12 protein-coding genes are annotated in these 17,061 nt (G+C 52.0%); 6 read left to right on the top strand and 6 right to left on the bottom strand.

The window, feature by feature from the left end:
- Positions 1–8: 8 nt before the first annotated feature.
- From BRW63_RS21125 to murQ, 3 genes are all read left to right on the top strand, one after another.
- Positions 9–758: a DUF928 domain-containing protein gene (locus BRW63_RS21125; RefSeq protein ID WP_073074387.1), complete on the top strand. Its 750-nt coding sequence runs from the start codon at positions 9–11 to the stop codon at positions 756–758.
- 144 nt (positions 759–902) lie between these two features.
- Positions 903–1,301, top strand: coding sequence for a DUF3110 domain-containing protein (locus BRW63_RS21120; protein WP_073074386.1), 399 nt, complete (start codon positions 903–905; stop codon positions 1,299–1,301).
- Between the two features lie 12 nt (positions 1,302–1,313).
- Positions 1,314–2,228: an N-acetylmuramic acid 6-phosphate etherase gene (gene murQ, locus BRW63_RS21115; protein WP_073074385.1), complete on the top strand. Its 915-nt coding sequence runs from the start codon at positions 1,314–1,316 to the stop codon at positions 2,226–2,228.
- Positions 2,229–2,498: 270 nt separating this feature from the next.
- On the opposite strand, the gene BRW63_RS21110 is transcribed toward murQ, so the two are convergent.
- From BRW63_RS21110 to BRW63_RS21100, 3 genes are all read right to left on the bottom strand, one after another.
- Complete coding sequence (locus BRW63_RS21110) at positions 2,499–3,800, bottom strand: CO2 hydration protein (protein WP_073074384.1); 1,302 nt, start codon at positions 3,798–3,800, stop codon at positions 2,499–2,501.
- Positions 3,801–3,943: 143 nt separating this feature from the next.
- The gene (locus BRW63_RS21105; protein WP_073074383.1) at positions 3,944–5,497 is read right to left on the bottom strand and encodes an NADH-quinone oxidoreductase subunit M; all 1,554 of its coding nucleotides are present in this window, start codon (positions 5,495–5,497) and stop codon (positions 3,944–3,946) included.
- A gap of 16 nt (positions 5,498–5,513) precedes the next feature.
- A complete protein-coding gene (locus BRW63_RS21100) occupies positions 5,514–7,406 on the bottom strand; it encodes an NAD(P)H-quinone oxidoreductase subunit F (protein WP_073074382.1) in 1,893 nt (630 codons plus the stop codon).
- A gap of 300 nt (positions 7,407–7,706) precedes the next feature.
- Here BRW63_RS21100 and BRW63_RS21095 point away from each other — a divergent pair, with 300 nt between their 5' ends.
- The 3 genes from BRW63_RS21095 (at position 7,707) to BRW63_RS21085 (ending at position 10,491) form a co-directional block, all read left to right on the top strand.
- The gene (locus BRW63_RS21095; RefSeq protein ID WP_073074381.1) at positions 7,707–9,218 is read left to right on the top strand and encodes a dolichyl-phosphate-mannose--protein mannosyltransferase; all 1,512 of its coding nucleotides are present in this window, start codon (positions 7,707–7,709) and stop codon (positions 9,216–9,218) included.
- Positions 9,219–9,300: 82 nt separating this feature from the next.
- The gene (locus BRW63_RS28490) at positions 9,301–10,044 is read left to right on the top strand and encodes a hypothetical protein (protein ID WP_181314453.1); all 744 of its coding nucleotides are present in this window, start codon (positions 9,301–9,303) and stop codon (positions 10,042–10,044) included.
- Positions 10,045–10,050: 6 nt separating this feature from the next.
- Entirely contained in the window at positions 10,051–10,491 is a 441-nt protein-coding gene (locus tag BRW63_RS21085) for a surface-adhesin E family protein (RefSeq protein ID WP_223257456.1), read from the top strand.
- 24 nt (positions 10,492–10,515) lie between these two features.
- Here BRW63_RS21085 and BRW63_RS21080 read toward each other — a convergent pair whose 3' ends face one another.
- The 3 genes from BRW63_RS21080 to BRW63_RS21070 all read right to left on the bottom strand — a co-directional run bounded on the left by BRW63_RS21080 (position 10,516) and on the right by BRW63_RS21070 (position 17,047).
- On the bottom strand, positions 10,516–11,112 hold the full coding sequence (locus BRW63_RS21080; protein WP_073074379.1) for a pseudouridine synthase: 597 nt from the start codon (positions 11,110–11,112) through the stop codon (positions 10,516–10,518).
- Between the two features lie 186 nt (positions 11,113–11,298).
- Positions 11,299–13,236 (bottom strand): L-type lectin family protein, encoded by a 1,938-nt coding sequence (locus BRW63_RS21075; protein WP_073074378.1) that lies wholly within the window; start codon positions 13,234–13,236, stop codon positions 11,299–11,301.
- Positions 13,237–13,384: 148 nt separating this feature from the next.
- Positions 13,385–17,047 (bottom strand): SdrD B-like domain-containing protein, encoded by a 3,663-nt coding sequence (locus BRW63_RS21070; protein WP_073074377.1) that lies wholly within the window; start codon positions 17,045–17,047, stop codon positions 13,385–13,387.
- Positions 17,048–17,061: the final 14 nt, after the last annotated feature.

The following is a 17,061-nucleotide window of genomic DNA, read 5'->3' as shown; positions in this document are numbered from 1 at the left end:
GTATAATCATGTCATTCATCAAAGCATCCGTCGCAGCATTCACTCTCTCAATCGTGAGCTTGCTTGGAATCGTTCATTTGAGCGAAGCAAAACCTCAAACTCCACAGCGGATTCGGTTCGATCCGCCCACGCCTCCTGATCCGGGTGAACCGAGCGATCGTGGTCAAGGGGGCGGGAGTAGGGGCCCTTGTGAAGAACGCTATCAAAGCTTCACAGCACTAGTTCCAGTGATTCGTCCAGATACTTTATGGGGCTTAACGGTTCGCGATCGTCCGACGGTTTGGTTTAGTCTTCCCGCCCAACTCAACACAGAAGCGCCAGCCCAATGGCGACTACAAGATGCTAAAGGCAAGCTGATTTATAAGACAATTCTCCGCATTCCTAAAACAACCTCGACATCCCAAATTATTAGTCTTTCGGTGCCAACAACCGCCCCGCCTTTAACCAAAGGAACCTATCGTTGGGAACTGGCGATCTTTTGTGATGAATCGATCGACACCCCAGTAGTTCGTCGAGGCACGATCGAACATATGACCGCTTCTCCCAAATTACAGCAAGAACTCGCGATCGCCAAAACCCCGCTAGAACGCGCGACAAACTATGCAAAATATGGAATTTGGTACGATGCACTCTCTGAATTAGGCACCCAGATTCGCGTTTCCAAAAACAACAATGCGATCGCCGCCTGGAATGAATTACTTCAACAACAAAACCTGACCGCTCCACCGACCATCACACCTTGCTGCACCACAAAGTGAACTCAACTCGCTGATCTACTCCTTCGATGCTCTAACTGAAACCCAATAAAAATTGATGCACTAGACTCCTCTTTGGATAGAAAATAAATTGGGGCTGATCTTGCAGTAACCTAATGTAAAAACAATTCACACCTGTCTTAAACCATGCGAGTTTTCGTTCTCCTGTTTAACGCCCGAACTGAAAATGAGGGAATTCACAGCATTAGCATTGGCGATCGCAATGTGGTCTTAATGTTTGCCGAAGAAGACGATGCCATCCGCTACGCCTTACTGCTTGAGGCGCAAGACTTCCCCGAACCAGCGGTCGAAGCGATCGACCAAGATGAAGTCGAGGAATTTTGCAACGGGTCAGGCTATGAGTGCAAGCTGATTCCTCAAGGCTTTGTGCCTCAAGATGAGTTCGATCGCGTCTTGCTCTCTCCGCCCGAAAAAAATCTCGACTCCACTGACTGGAAGCCCGAAGGCGACACTGCGATCGAAGAAGTCGAGCCACCCGACCCCGAAATCGAGCGCATGCGTCGCAAGCTAGAAGGACTTCTCTAATTACTAACCTCCATGCAACCACTCGAAACGCGGGGTCACTTGCTGACTGAGCAGGTCAATTCCAACAGCTTGAATCTGGATCAATTGTCAGCGATCGAGCTAGTTGAATTATTTAACTGCGAAGATGCCAAAACAATCACCGCGATCGCCGATGCAAAATTATCGCTGGCAGAGGCGATCGATCGCACCGCGCTGTCTCTACGCCAAGGCGGACGGCTGTTTTATGTCGGGGCTGGCACTAGCGGACGTTTGGGTGTGCTAGATGCGGCAGAATGTCCGCCCACGTTTTGCACACCTCCTGACTTGGTGCAAGGCATCATTGCCGGGGGCGCATCAGCTTTGGTGCGAAGCTCTGAAGGCTTGGAAGACCGGGCAGACGATGGAGCCGCCGCGATCGCCCATCATCACATCACTCAGCTTGACGTAGTGGTTGGCATTGCCGCAGGTGGCACAACGCCTTATGTTCACGGGGCACTGAGAGCCGCCCGACAGCGAGGCGCAACCACGATTTTTATCGCTTGCGTTCCGATCGAGCAGGTGAGCGCTGATGTCGATGTCAACATTCGATTGCTAGTCGGTGCAGAAGTGGTGGCAGGTTCCACTCGCCTCAAAGCCGGAACTGTCACTAAGCTGGCACTCAACATTCTCTCAACTAGCGTCATGGTGAAGCTAGGCAAAGTCTACGGCAACCGCATGATCGATGTCGCTGTGACCAATCAAAAGCTGCACGATCGGGCCCTCGGCATTTTGCAAGACCTGACTGATTTGAGTCGCGAAGAAGCTGGATTTTTATTAGAGCGAAGTGGCCGATCGGTGAAACTTGCGCTCTTGATGCACTGGACAGGGTTAGAAAAAGCAGAGAGCGATCGACTTTTAGCAGACCATCAAGGAAACTTGCGGCAAGCCGTTTCGAGCCATGGAGCATGAGGGCACGACATGTCGTGCCCCTACCGTATGGACGTGCCATTGCTCTCGTTGCGATCTATCAGGATGATGTACCGTACGGGTATGGCACTGCCGTGCCCATTAACTTTGCGAGTAACCAACACTAGTCAAAGTGAGTTCGATAGAAGTAGTTCACTCCGATGATGAATTCGGGAAGCCCCCTAAGTCCCCAATTTGGGGGACTTAGGGGGCAGAAGCCGCTGAGAACGAAGCGAAAAAACTCGTCAAACTCACGTTATTTAATTCACGAGCCTAACGATAATCTGGGGTCTGAATGTCTTTGATTCGGGCTTCGGGGCGCAGGAATCGATCGATCTGTGACTCAAAAAATGCCCGATTTGCTTTCAAATGATTCGGATTCGGGTCATCTAAGGGATAGAGCAACGCACCGCGCAGCGCTTGAATTACGGCAGACGTGACGCAATACATCGATCGCTGAAAGCTAATGATTAACTGGATCAGCATATCGTCTTCACCTCGGCAATGCTCCCGGTAATAATCCACGAGATATTGAGGCAAAAAGTGCAACATATCTTGCGCCAATAGCGTCGGCGGAATGCCAGCCGTCCCAACCGGAAACTTGTCGGCATACAACACGCCGAAGTGAAAGTCTTTTTGATCGGCAGGAACCTGTCCCGCTTGAGCGTTATAAGACTTAGTGCCGCGAAATGGAGACGTGCGATAAAACACGGCTTCGACATAGGGCAGTGCCGCTTCATAGAGCCAGGTAAAGCCTTTCGATTTGGGAATGATTTCGTAGCATTCACCTCGAATATAGACGTGGTGATAAATGGGTCGTCCGGCGATCGCGAAGATCCCGTTCACCAAAAAATCCATTGCTTGAGGAACGCTGGTCATTTTTCCCTCATCATACAAATCGGACATCTCAAAAAACACCGGAGCCATGACTTCCCAAAACAACCCCAAGTTGGCGTAATAAGACGATTGACGACACTGCTCTAAAAACAACTCAGGGAAAGCTTTGTGTAGGGCCAGCATTGCCGGATTGCCCTTGAAATAAGCTTTGATCGCTCGATCGGCATTTGCCTTATATTCATCACTATCCAAAAACGGATCGAACTGGTTGACGGGCACATACATACCGCGATGCCAGAGCATTGAGCGCATACACTCTTCGGCAAATTCCATGTTGATGCGATCGTGCCAAAGGTGATGCGCCAATCGGGGAAGCTTCATCTTCAGTTCCCCTTTGTCCATAAATTCTCGCAGTTCGGGGTGGGCATCGGCTTGGCCACGCCAGATTCGCAGATCAGCATCGTCACCCGCATAATGGTTGTGCCGATCCATATACTCATCTGAGATGAAGTATTTGAAGAATGGGAACGGATTGAGAAAAACCTGTTCACCAATATAAAGCAAATCTCGCCAATAGAAATCCATCGGCACTGCATACGCTTTGTATAACCCGATGATTTGCATCAAGTTTTCGGGCGTGTCAGGCAGCATCGACCCCCCTGCTTCGAGGCGATGAATAATGTCAGCAAACTGATGTTGTGAAGGCGGCAGTTTGGTGCGGGTTGCGGTCACGTTCATAGGATTTTCTCACAGAGTAGAAGAGCGATCGAATGAGATTATTTGTGTACTGAATAGAGGAATGAGGTAGGGGCAATCCCCCCGTGGTTGCTCTCCGTCCGGGGTAGGCACGGGGAGATTGCCCCTACAGCCATTTCATCTCCTTATTCTGCAACACCAGAAGGAAATGCTTGACTGAGATGCCCGATCGGTTTCATTGCCAATTGCCGAGACTCATAAACTGAAGTCGCCGAAGCCATAGCGGTGGTCGTCGATTCGCTCCAGCGCACGAGCCAAGTGGGTTGCACACCGAGCCAGATAATCAGACCCGTGAGTGCCAGCGCCGGAAGTTGTTCTAACCAGGTGACTCTAGGATAGTAGGCAGTCTTCGTGTCAAGCTTGCCAAAACAAGTCCGGTTCAGCAAAATCACAAAATAAACGGCGGTTAATGCCGTACCCACCACACACAGCAGCGTCGGTAAAGGAAACGCAGAAAAGCTGCCTTGAAACACCAAAAACTCTGAAATAAAGCCCGCCATACCCGGAATTCCGGCACTTCCCATGCCTGCCAAGATCAGCAGTGCGCTAACCATCGGCAACCCACGAATCGGATTGAGCAACCCGTTGAGCACATCTAAATCGCGAGTGCCGACCTTTGACTCGATGATGCCCACGAGATAAAACAACAGTGCCAAAATTAGACCATGACTGACCATCTGAGAAACGGCACCGACTAGGGCTAAGGGCGTTAACGCGATCGTCCCCAAGAGAACATAACCCATGTGCCCGATCGAGCTATAAGCGACCATGCGCTTAATGTCTTTTTGAGCGATCGCGGCGAGTGCGCCATACATGACGCTAACTGCGGCGACGATCGACAATCCAGGCGCAACCAATGACCAAGTTTCGGGGAACAGCCCCAAGCAAAACCTGACTAAGCCGTAGGTGCCCAGCTTGGCTAAAACGCCGCCTAACAAAATTGCAGTCGGAGTCGAGGCTTCAACATAGGCATCGGGCAGCCAGGTGTGAAGCGGCACAAGCGGAATTTTGATGCCAAAGCCGACAATCATCAGCGTTAGCAAGATTAATTGAGTGCGTTGAGACAGCCCTTGAGTGGCGATCGCGTCATAGTCAAAGCTAGACGCATGGGTCAACCAATTCATCGCTAAAAACGCCGCTAAAATGAGAATCCCAGAAACCGCCGTGTAGAGCAGAAACTTAATCGCCGCATAATCGCGTTTCTCGCTGCCCCAAATTGAGATCAGCAAATAAAACGGAATTAACTCCACTTCATAGAATAGGAAGAACAACAGTAAGTTTTGCGCGAGTAATGCGCCTGCCATACCAGCACTGATCAGCAAAACTAACGAATAAAATAATCGCGGACGCTTGAGAGGTGTTGACTTGGGAGACTGTGGATCGCTGCTAAAAATCACCAAAAAAGTCAGCAGGTTACTCAATGCCACCAACGGCAGCGACAAGCCATCGACTCCTAGACTATAGTTCAGTCCTAAAGTCGGAATCCAGGGCAGATATTCTGACATCTGTAGCCCCGGCGTTGAGAGATTGAATTGTGTGAGTAGATAGATCGTCCAAAGCAACAGGGTGCCAGAAATAGCGATCGCGCCCACTCGCGCCCGACTAGCAGAAATATTACCGGGGAGAAATCCGACCAATGCTGCCCCGATCGCAGGCAACCAAATTAATGCACTCAGCATAGTGATTTATGATCCTTTAGCCTAAAAATTGCTGATGAGATAAGCTAGCAGTCATCACTAGCACCATGTGCGAGAGCGAAGACCAACATAAAAAGACACCCAAGACAGTCACCCCAATCAAAATCGTCAACGCATAAAACTGCGATTGTCCAGACGTGCTGTATTTGAGACTTTGACCACTAAACAGGGTAGCTAAACCAAACAGATTGACTACGCCATCAACTAAATATTTATCAATCCAAGAAGTCAGTTGAGAAATTATTGCAACGCCAAGCACAACGGTATTGCGATAAAGTTTAGGCGTGTAGAAGTCATAAGCAACCAAATCTTGCAGCGCTTTAATCGGAAACTGCACAGGCTTTTGAATATAGTTGCCTAAGTAGATCGCTGCGCTCAGACCGCACCCAAAAAGGCTTGACCAGGTTAACAATAGTGCCATGTCTTTATTAAGACTTGCCCAATCAGGCAGCAGCGACAGCGCTTGCAAAATCAGCGGCAGATGCAGCGTAAAGGCAGACAGAATAATCATCGGTAGTGCCATTGGCCAATGCACTTCGGGCGATCGCTCTGACATTTGTTTGGGTTTGCCACCAAACACGAGGCTAAACACGCGAGTCAGTCCAAACGCGGTGAGAGCATTCACGATTAGCAATACACCGACGAGCCAGGGATGCCCAGATTCTTGCAGACCATCGGCAAGTTTTAGCATTGACCAAAAACTCCCGAAGGGCGGCAGTGCAATCAGCCCTAACGTGGCAACCACTAGCGCCAAGCCTGATACCGGACGACGTGCCCACAACCCTCCTAGCTGCGTGACATCTTGCGTAATGCTATTCCAAACAACAGCACCGCTACTCATCATCATTAACGCCATTGACAACGCGTGCGTTAACACAATCAGCAATGCCGCTTCGGTCTGTTGAGCGCTGATCGCGATAAACACGATGCCCATGTAGGCAGTCACCAGATAAGAAAAGGCTCGTTTGATGTCAATTTGGGCGAGGGCGATCAGTGAGCCACCGATCGCAGAAATTGACCCAATCACCATCATCGTAGACAGCACTACAGGCGACAGAGACAGCACGGGTTCTAGCTTGACAAGCACCCATGCACCTGTGGCAACCACGACAGAATTCCGCAAAATTGAAGCGGGAACGGGTCCTTCCATCGCTTCATCGAGCCACAAGTGCAGGGGAAACTGAGCGCACTTACCCATCGGGCCAGCAATTAACGCCAATCCGATTAGGGTAATCACGCCTTGATCAACCTCTGCTGTTTTCGCCCATTCTGCCAATTCTGAAAAGTTCCAGGTTCCGGTAATCGGCAGCAGTGCAATCACGCCCATCAGCAAAAATAAGTCACCAATTCGCTTAGTGAGAAAGGCATCTCGCGCCCCCGTCACCACTAACGATTGGTTAAACCAAATGCCCACAATTAAGTAGGTGCCGAGGGTGAGAATTTCGAGAATGATGTAGCTAAAAAACAGTGAGTTGCAGAGAGCAAGAGCAGTCATCCCGGCTTCAAACACTGCCATTAGCGAATAGAGTCGTCCCCAGCCCCAATCCATCTCCATGTATCCGATCGCGAAGATTTGCGCCAGCAAATTCAACCCCGTGACGACGACAATTACGCCGACCGTCAGTGAAGAAATCTCGATCGGAATGGTTAAATCTAGCCCCGCTACTTGCAGCCAGGGAATCAAGATCTGTCGGGCAGGTTGGTTCCAGGTTGCGGTCAGCGCGATCGCCGCATGAACAAACGACAGAAAAGTCATAATGGCGTTGACATACCCCGCAGGGCGCGGCCCAGTGCGGCGAGTGATGCCAGGAAACCAAAGGGCAGAAAGGGCTGCGCCTAAAAGTGAGTAGCAGGGAATTAACCAGACGGACTGGAGGAGCAGGTGAGCCATCACGTTATCTCAGAGTATAAAGCTAGAGGAAGACTGGTTTGTAATCTACAACGATCGCCGATCGATTGCAAAGAATGCAATTTGGGCAGCACTAATGTTTTTTTAAGATTCGCAACTCATTACAATTTCTATCACATCCTCAAGTCAAATAGAGTCATCTTTATTAATAGAAACCGTTGGATTTTTTGATGGCTTGAATAGACTCCAACATATTGACATGGCAATTCCTGAACAGATGAAGTACATCTAACTTGCCGACTTAACGTATGCTAAAAAGTCAAAAGTGCTTGGGCATTCGCTATGAGTGGGTTCACAAAGCCAATTGAGCAAAACAAATCTGGGCTGTGGCTAGGGCTGTTCGGTCTATGGGTCGGGTCTCTCTGTCTGCGATTTTGGGGACTCGGACGATTTAATGCCTTGGTCTTTGACGAAGTGTATTATGTCAAGTTTGCTCACAATTATTTGACACATACCCCGTTTTTTGACGGGCATCCACCCCTCAGCAAATATTTAATCGCGATCGGAATCTGGATCGGCAATCAACTTCCCGTTGGCAAAGACACGGTTAACTCACTGGCGGGTTCGCCCCTCAGCACCTGGAGTTATCGCTGGTTAAATGCGCTGACTGGCTCGTTTATTCCACTAGTGGTGGCGGCGATCGCTTATCAGCTCAGTCATCGCCGCAGCTACGCATTAATTGCCGGACTGTTTGCAGCCGCCGACGGATTATTTTTAGTCGAGTCTCGCTATGCCTTGAACAACGTCTACTTAGTGATCTTTGGGCTGTTGGGACAGTGGTTTTTTCTCAAAGCACTTGACGCACCGGGCAGAAAATGGCTGCTGTGGATGGCGTTAGCAGGACTATTTTTTGGAGCCTCCGCGTCGATTAAGTGGAACGGCTTGTGGTTTTTGTTGGGGGCATATTTGCTGTGGGGCATTGCGCTGGCGATTCGGCTAGTGAGACAGATGCGACGATCGGCGACTCCACTCCCTGACCCATTTGCCAACACGCCGCTTTACCGTCTGGCGCGGCTCAATTCCTTTTATCTGCTGCTGAGTTTGGGAGCCGTTCCCGCTATTTTCTACCGCCTGATCTGGATTCCTCATCTCAATCTCAGTCGCGATTTTGGCTTTTGGGAGGTGCAAAACCAGATTTTGTCTTATCACGAACGGGTCGGCAGCGGTGCCAACATTCACCCCTATTGTTCGACGTGGGTGAGCTGGATTTGGATGCAGCGTCCGGTTGCTTATTTTTATCAAGTTACTAGCAGTTTGACGGCTCCGATTCCGACGCGTGGCACGGCTTCGGCCATCACATCGGGAAGCGTCATTTATGACGTTCACGCGATGGGCAATCCGGTTTTGTGGTGGTTTTCAACAGGGGCGATCGCCCTTCTGATCTGGATTCTGCTCGAAAATCTCAACGCATTGCTCAGTCCGATCGAAACGCTCACGCCCCGTCAGCAAATCGGTTTGTTGCCGATCCAAGAAGTCTGGATTGTGCTGTTTCTCGTCGTCAATTATGCCGCCAATCTTTTGCCCTGGGTGCGCGTGACTCGCTGCGTGTTTCTCTATCACTATATGGGGTCTGCGGTTTTTGCATCGCTGGCGCTGGCTTGGCTAGTTGATCGCTGGTTTCGCAGCAACACGCCTCGACTCAGGCGTTTGGCAAACTGGACGATCGTGCTGGTATTAGTCGGTTTTGTCTTTTGGATGCCCGTTTATTTAGGACTCCCTCTGATGGGGTGGCAATATAATTTACGGATGTGGCAGATTGCGATCGGCAATTTTTGGCTACTGCGATGGATCTAAATCCGTCCTGTTAGTGCGACACTTCTAGATCAGGTACTTCTCCATTTCTTAAATTTTTTAGACCGTTCAATCTCATTACGATATGAAACTTTTATCTTTTAGAGCTTCACACGAATTGCGATGGGTTGGGATAATTGGCAGTTTTGGGGTCAGCCTTTGTCTCAGCACAATGCCAGTTCAGGCGCAAGTCTCAGAGACTCAAGTCGGAAAAACGGTCGAGGCGTTGCGGCTGGCAGCCCCCAAAACTGCAACCAAAAATGACGGTCTCTATAGCGAATGGCAGGTCAAACCCGATACGCTGGCGCGCTGGTCAAAACAGTGTACGGGTCGTGAGCTTTCGCCAACTGAGTTTGAAGCCAATGCCACCGCCGCCAAATCAGTCGTCACCTGCGTGATTCGCGATGTCTTGCGAGACGAATATCGCGCCAGTGGCAACAACGAGTTTATGGCAGTGCGTCGAGTGGCCGCCTGGTGGATGACGGGCGATGCGACCAGCTACGGCAAACCTGCGATCGCCCCCTATGTCGAAGAAGTGGTCAGCTTTTATAAGTGGCGAACTCCGACTACTGCGACCAAGCCTGCTCCAGCGACGAATGGCAGCCAAAACTCGGTTTACGATCGCTATATGAAAGCAGGCTATGCCGCCGATCAGCAGAAAGATGCCGCGACTGCGCTGCTCTACTTCACACGAGCGCTGGATGAGCGCCCCAACGACTCCTTTGCGATCCAAGCCATGCAAAACGCCAAAGCCTCGGTCGAGCGCGCTCGTGGCACCGCTAAACCGTCTCCTAAACCCTCAACCGAACCGTCCCCTCCTAAACGTTAACCGATCGTGATCAAACCACTTTTTCACTACTTAATAGTTGGCACAATGCTGGCTTATGCCCCCATTGCGTCTGCCGTTGAATGGACTAAGATTGCCGAAAATTCTGTTAACGACAAGTTTTTTGTCGATGAAAGCTCGATCCAGCGCAATAGCTCGATCGTGTGGTATTGGGAATATCGCGAATTTCCCCAGGCAAACAATGCCTTTTTAGAAACGAAAGTCGATCAGCCGCTACACGGAGCGGTGATCCGATGGTCAGTAGACTGCACCAACAAGTCACAGCGCTTAAGAAAGGTCAACGCTTATACCAAAAATAGAAAGCTGATTCAAAAGTTTGAGTATGGAGATAACGGAACGTTATCGCAGCCAAAACCCGGAAGCAGTGCCTATGCAGTTGTTGATTATGTCTGCACACCCAAAGATCAGGCAAAGCCCGAACCTAAATAATCCCCGTTGGTAGAATCCACTCATTCAAGGCTTTGAGCGTCGCAGTTCAGACAGCAACGGAGCTAATTCTGCTGCTGTCAAATCACGCCAGTCGCCGGGTTGCAGCCCTTCCAGACGGAGGTGAGAAATCGCTACCCTGACCAGTCTCAGCGTCGGAAACCCGATCGCGGCGGTCATGCGTCTAATTTGGCGGTTGTGCCCTTCAGTCAGGGTGATCGCTAACCAGCAGGTTGGAATCGCTTTACGATCGCGAATCGGCGGATTACGGGGCGGCAAGTCAGGCTCCTGCTTGAGTAATAAAACGTCAGCAGGACGGGTGCGATAATCCTGAATCTGAATGCCTTGACGTAACGGCTCTAAGTCTGCCTCGTCAGGAATGCGCTCAACTTGAACCCAATAAGTGCGGGGATGCTGAAACTTGGGGTCACTTAACCGATGCTGAAGCGCGCCGTGATTGGTCAGCAGCATTAGCCCCTCGCTATCCTGATCTAGCCGACCGACGGGGTAGACCGATCGGACTGGCACATAATCTTTTAACGTCTGTCGCGGCGGCTGGCTGCTGTCAGTAAACTGACTGAGAACGTCAAAGGGTTTGTAGAACAGTAGATAGCGATGGGGCATAAATCACGGCAGCATTCCCTAATCAAACGTCAGTTCGACGAGTTTTTTCGCTTCGTCAAGAGCGGCTTCTGCCCCCTAAATCCCCCATTTTGGGGGACTTTGAACCGGAAATTTTAGCTTAAAGTCCCCCAATTTTGGGGGATTTAGGGGGCGCGATGGACTAGTAACGAAGTCGTCGAATTCACGTTAATCAATTCTGACGCGGAACCGAGCAAAGCCCACATTATTAGCCGGGGTGTTTGGAACTGTCCCTAAGTCAAAAATCGCTGACCCGTTCAAATTCCGCCGATCGGTGCAGGCGTTATTTGGGGGCAACGGGGCCAGCGGCGAAAAGAAAACGCCTCCGGGTGCGGGTTGGGCACTTCCCGATCGGATCGCCTGACTCTCTCTGACAAACGTCGTGTTAGTCGGCACTGCGTCACAAATGCTGGCACCAAACAAAGGCTGAGTGCCATCTGACAGATAGTAAATCGTGTATTCAATCTCATCGCCACTTTGCAGCGGGTTGGCGCGATCGCCACTGATAACGCCGACCGGAGAAAGCTGCGACCAGCCAGGAGCCGTGTCGTTTAAGTCATTTGGGTCGTCTACAAATCGATCAAACCGAGTCTGCACACCTCCGCGAGTCGTCGCCGTAATCCGCTTCACCAGTCGAAATTGAGTCGCCAAGTCGATCGGGGTTGGCGTGTTGTCATCGTCAGGAATGCCGTTGCCGTTGGCATCAGGGGTCACCCCACTGGTCGAAGTGTCTCTAAGCGGGTTGCCTCCAGGGTCTCGCGCCGTCCCGATCGCGGTGTTGAAATAAGTCCCTTGTTTGCCGCCCGGAGTCAGCAGAACGTTGAAGCTCACCGTTGCGGTTTCTCCTGCTCCAAGACGGTCAGTGCCCGCTAACAAATTCACGTCGCTACGTCCGTTGAAATTCGGGTTCACCTGCAATCGCGGACTGGTGACCGAGCCAGGAACGATCGTAAAAGCTACGGCTCCGGTAAAGGTCGATGACAGGTCGTCTGCCACCTGCACAGCGGTTAAATCGACCACACTACTATTTTGCACCGTGACCAAGTAAGGGATCGTGAAAGTGCCATCGTTGTTATCGACCGGAACCCCCACCTGTTTTGCAATTCCCAATCGAGGCTGTGGTGCCGGGATCAGCGATTGCACCACCAGATTTTGAACCTCGTGAACGTTATTTTGGTTGCCAGTCGAAGCCGCAAAACCAAACTTAAATGCGTCTGGAAACCCTGATGGCGCAGGCAAGGCCGCGACCACGGTTTGAAACCCAGAGCCAAAATCTACCTCGACTCGAATCGTCGGCGCTGCCCCCGGTGTTAGTGTGATGCGGGCAGTTCTGCGGGCGACAGTTCGAGTTGTTGCCGTGCTATTGTCGATTCCTGCTGCTAGGGTTCCTGAGTTAGAAATATAGCAATAGCCTGTCTGCCCACTGCCCGCCCCGCGCACCGTCACCGAATCTGGAATCAGTCGGCTACCAAACGGAGACGGCGTACAGGTCGGGTCGCTGCCGCTGCCTCGCCCTTCGGTGTCATTGGCAAAATTGCCAAACTCGTCGAACCCGATTCCTACATATCCCCCCAATAGACCCGGCTGATTGACTGGCTCAGTGGGCACGATCGTATTAATGCGTTGAGCGTAGCCCAGTGATCCCCCAAACGATCCTGCCCGCGTCGGGTTGGCATTGGCATTGATCAAAAAGAACGTCAGCCCATCGGCACCCGTGCCGTTGTAGGCGAAAAAATCAAACGAAATAGACAGTCCAAACTGCGATGGAATGGGCTGGTTATAAATGACAAACCCTCGCTGATTTGGGTCATTGGTGGTTAACCGCAGCGCTCCCGAACCATTCGGATCGAGGTTGCCTGATGAACAGTTTGGGATTGTAGACCCGCTTACTGGTGGAGTTGCCGTCAAGCAAGGAAGACCGCCCACCCCTAAGCCCGATCCCCCCGAAATAAAGGGCGAGATCGTGGCAGATTCTTTAAAGGTTTCTTGAAAGAGAACGGTTTGAGCACTGACAGAAGTAGGGCGGGTTGCCAGCAGGAGGCAAGTAAGACCACCTACTAGCTCACATAAACGTCGAGTTGATAAGCCGAGTCGGGAAGATTGCACGATTCAGGATCTCCTTTGAGCAACCAGAAGTGATCGTCGGCTGCCCAGATTGATAGAGCACGAGGAATTGAGTCGGGTTGAGCGTTGAGGTAATGCCACAAGTCGCAGTCAGCAAGTCCTAACTCGATCGTGGCATCACCCCATTTCGTTAATTGATTCGGACGCGGAAGCGCACAAAACCAAAGTTGTTGCCTGCGGTGTTAGGAACGTCTCCTAGTCCAAAAATCACCGATCCGTTGGGATTGGTTTGATTTTGGCAAGCGTTTCCAGCAGGCAGTGGAGCTAATGGCGAGAACGGAGTGCCTCCCGCAGTTGGGGCGGTGTTGTTCCGTTGAATCTGCGCGGTGTTAGCTAAGAAGCCAGTGCCCGTCGGAATTTGGTCACAGAGGTTAGTGCCAAATGCCACGGTTGGCCCATCGGATAGGAAGTAAACCGTGTAGGTAATTTCGTCTCCGGTGCGAATCTGGTTGCCTCCTGTGACTCTAATTTGCCCTCGAAGCGGAATTTGTGACCATCCGGGGGCATTATCGTTCAGCGTTGAGGGGTCATCCTGAATGGCGTTGAAGTCAAATCCAGGAATAGACGCACCATTGCGAGTCACATTGGTGATGCGTTTGACGAGCCGCAGCCCTTGACCGCCGATTCCGAAACCAAAGTTAGCAGTCAAGACCGATTGCCTTGGGGCCAGCGTCACCGGAAGGGTGACTGGCGTGGTGGCATTGGCACCTCCAGGCGGGGTGACTGTCACGGTGTAGTTTCCGGGCGGCACATTCTGGAAGCTGTAGTTGCCGTTGGCATCGGTGATGGTGGTGCCGACGACGGCTCCTGCGGCGTTTCTCAACGTGACTGTGACTCCCCCAATGCCAGGATCACCGGGGTCAGGGGTGCCATTACCATTCAGGTCATTAAAGACCAGAGTTCCGATCGTGCCTGGTGCAGTTCGCAGTCCGATCGGGACGTTGAAGACTTGCCCTGGCGTTAAGGCAGGAACAGGCTGTGGATTAGGTGTGGTGCCCGTAAACCCAGCCGGGGGTGTGGCAATAACCGTAAACGCAATGCCCGGTGGCACGTTGGTAAAGGTAAAGTTCCCTGCTGCGTTAGTGTTAGTGCTAGCAAACGGATTGCCCTGAGGGTCGAGCAGCGTGACTGGCACGTTAGGAAGCGGCGGCTCACCGGGGTCAGCCACGCCATTGCCATTGAGGTCATTAAAGACCAGGTTGCCGATCGTCGCAGGGGCTTGTCTGACTCCAAAGTCTACGGTGTCAATGTTGGCACCTGCCGGAAACACCACAGTCTGAGTCAGACTCGGTGCGCCTGGGGGAGCGGGTGCGCCTGTGGAAGTCGTCGTTGGCGTGAAGCCAGCCGGGAGAGTGCTAATCGTCACCGTGTAGCCCGCACCGACTGAAGCGGGTAGTCCCGTAAAGCTGTAGGTTCCCGTTGCACTGGTGGTCGTAGTCTGGGTAGCGATATTCGGGCCTGTCAAGGTGACGGTGACCCCAGCTAGACCCGGCTCAGTACCGTTTTGAATGCCGTTGCCGTCAAAGTCGTTAAAGACGCGATCGCCCAGCGTTCCCGTTTGAGCAAAGACCCCAAAGTCTGCGGTGTCAATGGTTTGACCAGAGCCAAGCGTGACCGAGAGGGGCGTAGGCGTGGTGACTCTAGAGCCAGCCGGGGCGGTAGCGGTGACGGTGTAGTTACCAGGCGTGACATTGGTGAACTGGTAGGTTCCGCCTGCGTTCGTGGTCGTAGTTGCGACAACTGCGCCTGCCTGGTTTCGGAGCGTCAGCGTGACTCCAGCAATTCCAGCGGTTTCGCCGGGGTCTTGAGTGCCGTTGTTGTTGGCATCATTGAAGACGAAATCTCCGATCGTGCCGGGAAGCTGTCTTAACCCAAAGTCAACCGTTGGCACGTTTTGACCAGGATTGAGGGTCGCGATCGTCTGCACCAATGGGGTCGTATTTGAGAACCCAGACGGCGGCGTGACCGTGACCGTGTAGTTGTTCCCCGGTGGTACATTGGTAAACTGGTAGTTACCATTGGCATCAGTTACCAGGGTTGCTAAGACGGTTCCTGCCGAATTTCTCAGGGTGAGAGTGGCTCCTGCGACTCCGGTTTCTCCGGGATCTTGAATGCCATTGCCATTGAGATCGTTGAAGACCGTATCGCCGATCGCACCTGGAGTCTGCCGAATCCCAAAATCTACTGTAGGAATGTTTTGCCCTGTGGTTAGCGTCACCGTTTGCGGGTTAGTATTGGTGCCACTAAAGCCCGCTGGCGGCGTTGCCGTGACGGTGTAGGTTCCTGGATTGAGGGCGGTGAACTGATAATTTCCGGCAGCGTTGGTTACGACGGTTTGGTTAACCGGATTGTTGTTGGTGTCTGTCCCTGAAAGGGTGAGGGTGACTCTTGTAACTCCGGTTTCTCCGGGATCTTGAATGCCATTGCCATTGAGATCGTTGAAGACCGTATCGCCGATCGTGCCCGTGCCCGTATTGGCGGTGATCGTGGTGGTTTTGGTGACAACCTGTGGGGTCGGTGCTGGAGAATTGGACTGTTGACGAACGCGGGTGTCTAGAAAAGAAGTCGCGTTAATTAGGGTGACATCCTGGGGAGGTGCGCCCGCGTTGGGGGTCACCCGCAGAATAAAGCTGCGCGTTTGCCCCGGTGTGAGAATCCCGGTGTCGGGTACATTGTTGCCATCACTTTCAGGCAACGGGTTTCCGGCTGAGTCGAGTAAGACCGCCGTGTAGTTGCCGTTGGTTCCGGTGACTACTAGATTGATAATATCGGAGGTAAAAAAGTTGTTGGTGACGGTAAACGGGTGATCGACCGCAGTGCCGATCGTGGTTGCAAGAGTCGTATCGGGCGTGATCGTGAAGTTTCCAGCTCTAGTGGGCTGACGATCGAACAAGGGAATTCGATTTCCCGGTGTGGTGCCGATGTTGGCTTCCAGCAGCGCTTGGTTATTTGAGCTGTAGTTACTGAGCGTTAATGTCCAGATTCCTGCATTGGCAAGACCTGCCACAGGGATGCTATCACCGCCATTGTTGAGGTCACCATTGTTGTTCCAAACCGCGTTGCCTGAAATAGTTCCACCAGGGACAGGGCCCGTCGGGCTAGTGTAGGAAAGCGTAACAGTGGGGTTGAGGTTGGGGCTGTCTAGGTCAAAGTCGCGAAGAAACAGATTAGTGGTGCCGGGAGGAATGAGTGCGAAAAACGGAACCGTGATATTTCCGCCTGTGTCCTGCTGAAACGTGCCTTTCACCTGACCGATCAGCAGGTTAGAAACCCCTGGAATCGAGATCAGGAAGCCATTATCGTCGTTATTGAGGAGGACGTTAGTGCCCCCGGAAATAGGAAGTGCCCCCGTCTCACTGGTGACCGTGTAAACCCCTGGCACCGTGATCGCCGGAAAGCTGATATCTGCGGGACCCGTAAGCGTCTGATTACTAAGCTCTGTCCCCGCTGAGTCAAGAAGCCGAAAGCGAGTTGGATCAATGTTAGGGCCGCCAGCGCCAATGGTTCCGCCGTTCACCTCATCGCGAGGCCCGCCACTACCTGCGTCAATAATCGAAATAGTGACACTGCCTCCAGCGCTGGTGATATCAGCCTGGGTAAGGTTGATAAAAAATTGGTGAGGCTGATAGCCCCCTACTTTACCCGCTTGGTTGGTGGTATACCAGTCGCCAACGTTGGCAGGGCGAGACGGCCCACTCGTTTGAAAGTTGAGTCCTGGGAAGGATGGGAGTACAGTTTGAGCTTTTACCGGGTTAGGAGGGCAAAGCAAGACAGCCAGGGTGCTGCTAGCCAATAAGCACCAAACTT

It is taken from the genome of Phormidesmis priestleyi ULC007 (assembly GCF_001895925.1).
Classification (GTDB): Bacteria; Cyanobacteriota; Cyanobacteriia; order Leptolyngbyales; family Leptolyngbyaceae; genus Phormidesmis_A; species Phormidesmis_A priestleyi_A.
Note: the sequence above shows the minus strand (reverse complement) of the source record. Positions and strands in the feature narration are given on the sequence as shown.